Origin of the sequence: Ornithinimicrobium sp., from assembly GCF_030537745.1 — a bacterium.
In the GTDB taxonomy this organism is placed as follows: domain Bacteria; phylum Actinomycetota; class Actinomycetes; order Actinomycetales; family Dermatophilaceae; genus Ornithinicoccus.
In genome coordinates this window covers 1-6,856 of record NZ_JAUNVI010000100.1, presented here as the reverse complement: position 1 = coordinate 6,856, position 6,856 = coordinate 1, and the positions used below count along the sequence as shown (strand labels likewise).

The window sequence follows — 6,856 nt, the reverse complement described above, 5'->3', positions numbered from 1 at the left end:
AGACGAGCATCAGCATTCCGAGGCGCTGCCGTCGGGATGAGTCTCCGGTGGACGTGCGCCTGATGCCTACCCTCTGACTCCACGCCTTCGCGGCGCTCCGGCGCCCATAGAACGGCCCATACCCTGCACTGCCCCCTGCGCCCACACACGGAAGATCGAGATGACCCCGCCTGCCCAGCCGCGCGACCGCCTCCGCGTCGCGATCCAGAAGTCCGGTCGGCTCGGAGACCCCGCGCGCGAACTGCTCGCCTCCTGCGGTCTGACCTGGCGCGAGAGCCGCGACAAACTGTTTTGTTATGGCGAGAGCCTGCCGGTCGACCTACTGCTCGTGCGGGACGACGACATCCCCGGCCTCATCGCCGACGGCGTGTGTGACCTGGGCATCGTGGGGCGCAATGTCATCGTCGAGCACGGACTGGCGCTGGAGGCCAAAGGCGGGCTGCCGCTGGTGGAGTGGCGTCAACTGGGCTGGGGGTCCTGCCGGCTCGACGTAGCCATCCCGGATGAGCAGGAGTGGACTGGTCCAGAGCAACTGAGCGGGCTGCGGATCGCGACGTCCTACCCCTTGACGTTGGGGCGTTGGCTGCGCGACCAGGACGTCGACGCCGAGCCGGTCCTGCTCAACGGCTCGGTCGAGATCGCCCCTCGCCTGGGCCAGGCCGACGCCGTCTGCGACCTCGTGTCCAGCGGCGGCACCCTGCGCGCCAACCAACTCAAGCCGGTGACGACGATCCTGCACAGCGAGGCGGTCATCGCTGGGCCGGACCGCCACCTCGAGGACGGCCGGCAGGAGATCGCGGACCTCCTGCTGCGCCGCCTGGACGGTGCCGTCCAGCTCAAGGAGGCCCGCCTGCTGATGTTGCGCGCCGACCGTCGCATCCTGGACTCGGTGCTCGGGCTGCTGCCGGGTGGGCACGAGCCGACCCTCATGGCGGTCGAGGGGCGCGACGAGGTCGCCATCTCCATGCTCGTGCACGGTCCCGTGTCGTGGGCCAAGCTGGAGGACCTCAAACGCGTGGGCGCGCACAACCTGATGGTGCTGCCCGTGGAGGGGATGCTGGCATGAACGTCCTGACCTGGACCGAGCTCACCGACCAGGAGCGGGTCGACGCGCTGCGCCGGGGCACCGCCGCCGCCGGTCCCGAGGTGACCACCGGTGTCGCCACCATCTTGGAGCAGGTGCGCTCCGGTGGGGACGCCGCGCTGCGCGAGCTGACCGCGCGCCTCGACGGAGCCGACCTGGGCGCCGTGGAGGTGAGCATCGCGGACCGGGACAGCGCCGCAGCGACCCTGGCCCCGGAGCTGCGCGCCGCGATCTGCGAGGCTGCTGGCCGCATCCGCACTTTCCACGAGGCCGGGATGCAGGCTGGGTATGCCGTGGAGACGGCACCGGGGGTCGTGTGCGAGCGGGTGGTCCGTCCGATCCGTCAGGTCGGGCTCTATGTGCCAGCCGGCTCGGCGCCGCTGCCCTCCACCGCACTGATGCTCGGCGTGCCCGCGCAGTTGGCCGGGTGCCCGCAGATCGTCCTGTGCACCCCGCCCCGCCCCGACGGCACGGCCGACCCGGCCGTCCTCGCTGCCGCGGCTGAGTGCGGCATCACCCGGATCTTTGTGCTCGGGGGAGCGCAGGCGATCGCCGCGATGGCCTATGGCACGGAGTCGGTCCCGGCCTGCGACAAGATCTTCGGCCCGGGCAACGCCTGGGTGACCGAGGCCAAGCGGCAGGTCTCCACCGAGGAGGGCGGCCCGGGCATCGACCTGCCCGCCGGTCCGTCGGAGGTGCTGGTGATCGCCGATGCCGGCAGCGATCCGGAGTTTGTCGCCGCAGACCTGCTCAGCCAGGCCGAGCACGGCCCGGACAGCCAGGTCATCCTGCTCACCGACAGCGCCGACCTCGCCGCCGAGGTCAACGAGCAGGTCGAGGACCAGGTGCAGACCCTGCCCCGGGCCGACATCGCCCGCAAGGCCCTGGCGTCGTCCCGGCTGATCGTCGTGCCCGACCTGGAGGCGGCCTTCCAGGTCTCCAACAGCTATGCCCCCGAGCACCTCATCCTCGCGGTCCGCGACCCTCGCGCCGCGCTGGCGCGGATCGAGCGCGCCGGCTCGATCTTCCTCGGCGACCACACCCCGGAGACCCTCGGCGACTACTGCTCAGGCACCAACCACGTCCTGCCGACGGCCGGCGCCGCCCGCTTTACCGGCGGCGTCAGCGTCGCGGCGTTCCAGATCGCGATGTCGGTGCAGCAGGCCACGCCTCAGGGGCTGGCCACCATCGGCCCGTGCGCCGTGGTGCTCTCGCAGGCCGAGCAACTGCACGCCCACCAGCGCGCCGTGACCCGTCGGCTCCAGCGGCTGGAAAAAGCTCGATGACCGGCTTCCCAAGCCATTTGGTCCGCGATGACCTACGGGACTTCACTGGCTACTCCTCGGCGCGCACCAGCTCCGCAGCGATCGCCGCTCCGGCGCGGATCTGGCTCAACGCCAATGAGTCCGGCCTGCCGAGCCAGGCCGACCCCGACGGACACAGCCGCCGCTATCCGGACCCACAACCCTCCATGCTGGTCGACGCCTTCGCCGACCTGTGGGCCACCACGCCGGACCGGATCGTCGTGGGCCGTGGCAGTGACGAGATGATCGAGCTCCTCGTCCGGGCCCTGTGCCGGCCAGGTGCGGACGCGATGGTGGTGAGCTCGCCGACCTTCGGGATGTATGCCGTTTCCGCCCGCCTGCACGGGGTGCCCGTCGTCGACGTGCGGCAGCACGAGGACGAGCTGACCTGGCGGGTCGACACCGATGCCGTGCGGGAGGCCGCTGTCGAGGCAGGTGCCAAGATCGTCTTCCTCGCCTCCCCGGGCAACCCCACCGGGTCGGTGGTCCCGCTGCGCGAGCTCGCCGACCTGGCCGACGCGCTCGCCGACCAAGCCGTCCTCGTCGTCGACGAGGCCTATGGCGAGTTCGCCCAGCAACGGTCCGCAGCCACCCTCATCGAGGAGCACCCGACGTTGGTCGTGCTGCGGACCCTGTCCAAGGCGCACGCCCTCGCGGGAGCGCGCATCGGGATCGCCCTGGCGCACCCCGACCTGGCCACCGTGCTCCGCCGAGTGCAGGCGCCCTACCCCCTGAGCGTGCCAGCCACCGAGCTCGCCCTCGCGGCGCTGACCGAGAGTGCCTTGGCCGCCACCCACCGTCGGGTCATGGAGACGGTCGGCCTGCGAGAGGTGGTCGCGCGCCAGCTGCGCGACCTGCCCGGCATCCGCGCGGTCTACGCCAGCGAGGCCAACTTTCTCCTCTTGCGCAGTGACGACCCCGATGCGCTGCTGCATACCCTGATCTCGGCCGGGATCGTGGTGCGCGACCTGCGTCACCTGCCCGGCCTGCAGGACGCGCTCCGCATCACCATCGGCACCAGCCTCGAGATGTCCGCGATCAACCACGTCCTGGGAGAAGAATCCGCATGAGCACGCCCCGCCCGATCTGCTTCGTCGACCGCGACGGGACCATCCTGGCCGAGCCGGAGGACTTCCAGGTCGACCGCCTCGACAAGGTCGCCTTCGTCGACGGGGTGATCCCCGCGCTCCTGAAGATCCAGGATGCGGGCTTCGACCTGATCATGGTCACCAACCAGGACGGACTGGGCACCGAGTCCTTCCCGCAGGAGGACTTCGACGGCCCACAGGAGCTGATGATGCAAATCCTGACCAGTCAGGGGATCACCTTCCGCGAGGTCATCATTGACCCTCACCACGACGGCCCACAGGCGCCCTGGACGCGTAAGCCCGGCATCGGCAGGGTCGTACACCTGCTCAAGGACACCGGCGTGGACTGGTCGCGCTCGGTGATGGTCGGCGATCGGCGCAGCGACCAGGAGTTCGGCGACAACCTCGGCATCCAGAGCTATCTGCTGCCCTCCCCGGCCGGGTCGGAAGGCCTGTCGACCACCTCCTGGTCGCAGATCGCGCACACCGTCGTCGACCGCCCGCGGGTGGCCCACGTCGAGCGCAGCACCGCCGAGACCCGGATCACCGTCTCCGTCGATCTGGACGGCACGCCCGGCGCCCAAGCCACGACCGGCATCGGGTTCTACGACCACATGCTCGACCAGCTCGCCAAGCACGGCGGTTTCTCCATGAGCGTCCACTGCGAGGGTGATCTGCACATCGATGACCACCACACCATCGAGGACGTCGCGCTCGCCGTCGGGCAGGCCATCCGCGAGGGGCTCGGGGACAAGCGGGGCATTGGACGTTACGGCTTCACGTTGCCCATGGACGAGGCCCAGGCGACCGCCGCGATCGACCTGTCCGGACGACCCTTCTTCGCCTACGAGGGCACCTTCGACCGCCCCAGCGTCGGCGACTTCTCCACCGAGATGGTCGAGCACTTCTGGCGGTCCTTCGCCGACGCGCTCCGCTGCACGCTGCACCTGTCGGTGTCCGGTGAGAACACCCACCACAAGATCGAGGTCGGCTTCAAGGCGGTCGCTCGAGCGCTGCGGATGGCCATCGCCCGTCAGGGCGATGCCAACGAGCTCCCCTCAACCAAGGGGGTGCTGTGACTCGGGTCGCGCTGGTCGATTCCGGGGGAGCCAACATCGGCTCGGTCAGCTATGCCCTCGAACGGCTCGGCGCGACCGCACGGCTCACCGCTGACCGCGGTGACATCCTGGCCGCCGACCGGGTGATCCTGCCGGGGGTCGGCGCGGCAGCCCACGGCATGCAGCGGCTGCTCGACGCCGATCTGGTCGAGGTGCTGCACCAGGTCGAGGCGCCCCTGCTGGGGGTGTGTCTGGGGATGCAGCTCCTCTTCGACCGCTCGGAGGAAGACGGGGGGGTGGCGACGCTCGGACTCATCCCCGGTGACGTGATCGCCATACCGGCCACGCCGTCCGCACGGGTGCCCCACATCGGCTGGAACACGCTCGACGACCTCGCCGACGACCCGCTGCTGGCCGGCCTCGGACCCGCTCCCTACGCCTACTTCGTCCACTCCTATGCCGTGCGGCCCGGGCCGCACACCATCGCGACAACCACGCACGGGCGGCCCTGGAGCGCGGTCGTCCGCTCCGGCCTGCGCTGGGGCGCGCAGTTCCATCCGGAGAGGTCGGCGTCGGTCGGCGCGAGCCTTCTGCGAAACTTCATCATGGAGGTCGGTCGATGAAGACCTGTCTCCTGACCCCGCCTGGAAGTGATGCGACGTGAGCACAGACCGCTCTTTCACCCTCTACCCGGCCGTGGACGTGCGACAAGGTGCCGTCGTCCGCCTGCTGCGTGGCGACTACGACCAGGAGACCCGCTATCCGGGTGATCCGGTCGGCGTCGCGACGCACTACGCCCGCAGCGGTGCACGCTGGTTGCACCTCGTGGATCTGGACGCTGCTCGCGGGGGTGGCTACACCCTGACCGACACCCTGACGCAGATCGTCGACACGACCGGCCTCATGGTGCAGACCGGTGGTGGGGTGCGCAGCGCCGATGACGTGCAAAAGTTGCTGGACGCGGGCGCTAGCCGCGTCGTGGTGGGTTCGATGGCGGTGCAGGAACCGGACACCGTGATCGGTTGGATAGACCGTTTCGGTCCCGAGCTACTCACGGTGGCGCTGGACACGCGCACCGGCCAGGACGGGGTCTGGGTGCTGCCCACCGCAGGCTGGACCTCGGTCACCGATGCCGACCTCATCACCACCCTGCACCGCTTCCACAGCTCAGGACTGCGGCATGTGCTGTGCACCGACATCGGACGCGACGGGACCCTGTCCGGGCCCAACTTCAACCTCTACACGATGCTGACCCGCTCCTCACCCCAGCTCGAGGTGCAGGCCTCTGGCGGTGCGCGCAGCGTCGATGACGTCCGCGCAGCACGACGCACCGGCTGCGCCGGCATCATCCTTGGCAAGGCGCTGCTCGAGGGCCGCTTCGACCTCGCCGACGCGGTGATGGAGGAGGTCCCGTGACGCTGGCCCGACGCATCATCCCGTGCCTGGACGTGCGTGAGGGCCGGGTCGTCAAGGGGACCCGGTTTCGTGACCACGCTGACATGGGGGACATCGTCGAGCTCGCCGCCCGCTATGCCCGCGAGGGTGCCGACGAGCTCGTCTTCTACGACATCTCCGCCAGCCCGCAGGGGCGCTCGGTGGAGGTGGAGTGGGTCCGCCGCGTCGCGCGCGTGATCGACATACCCTTCTGCGTCGCCGGCGGCATCACCAACGTCGACGCAGCGCGTCAGGTGCTCCACGCCGGTGCCGACAAGATCTCGATCAACACCCCGGCGATCCAACGCCCCGAGCTGGTGCGCGAGCTCGCCGACGCGTTCGGCACCCAGTGCGTCGTCGTCGGGGTCGACAGCTTGCGCGAGGCGGACGGACACTGGCGCATCCGCCAGTTCACCGGTGACCCCGACGCGACCCAGGCCCTGCCGGTCCGGACCGTGGATTGGGTCCGCCGCGTCCAGGATCTGGGGGCGGGGGAGATCGTGCTCAACTGCATGGGCTCGGACGGGGTCCGGACGGGGTATGACGTGGCGCAGTTGCGCGCGGTCCGTCAGGTGTGCGACGTGCCGCTGATCGCCAGCGGTGGCGCGGGCGCGGTGGAGCACTTCATCGAGGTGTTCCGCGAGGCGGACGTCGAGGGGGCCCTGGCCGCCACGATCTTCCACACCGGCGCGGTCGCTATCGCCGACCTCAAGCGTGAGCTAGCGGGCGCCGGCATAGCAGTGCGGATCGAGGAGGCGGCGTGAGGGCTGGAGAGAGCATCTCAGCGCCGGCTGGGCCAGCAGGGGAGGGCCCTCTGGAGCTGGGCGGGTCCTTGGAGCCGGACGATCTGGACTACCGCAAAGGGGGCGGACTGGTCACTGGCGTCGT

General features: G+C 70.2%; 7 protein-coding genes. All 7 read left to right on the top strand.

From position 1 onward, the window contains the following. Nucleotides 1-160 precede the first annotated feature (160 nt). The 7 genes from hisG to hisF are packed head-to-tail and all read left to right on the top strand — an operon-like array spanning nt 161 to nt 6,732. Nucleotides 161-1,066: an ATP phosphoribosyltransferase gene (hisG, locus tag Q4P07_RS13730; protein ID WP_303375483.1), complete on the top strand. Its 906-nt coding sequence runs from the start codon at nt 161-163 to the stop codon at nt 1,064-1,066. Next, nucleotides 1,063-2,370, top strand: coding sequence for a histidinol dehydrogenase (hisD, locus tag Q4P07_RS13725; protein WP_303375482.1), 1,308 nt, complete (start codon nt 1,063-1,065; stop codon nt 2,368-2,370). Before hisG ends, hisD begins: the two co-directional genes overlap by 4 nt. Then, on the top strand, nt 2,367-3,458 hold the full coding sequence (hisC, locus tag Q4P07_RS13720; RefSeq protein ID WP_303375481.1) for a histidinol-phosphate transaminase: 1,092 nt from the start codon (nt 2,367-2,369) through the stop codon (nt 3,456-3,458). Before hisD ends, hisC begins: the two co-directional genes overlap by 4 nt. Then, a complete protein-coding gene (hisB, locus tag Q4P07_RS13715; RefSeq protein ID WP_303375480.1) occupies nt 3,455-4,555 on the top strand; it encodes a bifunctional histidinol-phosphatase/imidazoleglycerol-phosphate dehydratase HisB in 1,101 nt (366 codons plus the stop codon). The genes hisC and hisB overlap by 4 nt, the downstream gene beginning before the upstream one ends. Then, nucleotides 4,552-5,157 (top strand): imidazole glycerol phosphate synthase subunit HisH, encoded by a 606-nt coding sequence (gene hisH, locus Q4P07_RS13710; RefSeq protein ID WP_303375479.1) that lies wholly within the window; start codon nt 4,552-4,554, stop codon nt 5,155-5,157. The genes hisB and hisH overlap by 4 nt, the downstream gene beginning before the upstream one ends. 37 nt (nt 5,158-5,194) lie before the next feature. Further along, the gene (gene hisA, locus Q4P07_RS13705) at nt 5,195-5,950 is read left to right on the top strand and encodes a 1-(5-phosphoribosyl)-5-[(5-phosphoribosylamino)methylideneamino]imidazole-4-carboxamide isomerase (protein WP_303375478.1); all 756 of its coding nucleotides are present in this window, start codon (nt 5,195-5,197) and stop codon (nt 5,948-5,950) included. Continuing rightward, nucleotides 5,947-6,732 carry an imidazole glycerol phosphate synthase subunit HisF gene (gene hisF / locus Q4P07_RS13700; RefSeq protein WP_303375477.1) on the top strand — a complete coding sequence of 262 codons (786 nt, stop codon included), beginning with the start codon at nt 5,947-5,949 and terminating at the stop codon, nt 6,730-6,732. The genes hisA and hisF overlap by 4 nt, the downstream gene beginning before the upstream one ends. Nucleotides 6,733-6,856: the final 124 nt, after the last annotated feature.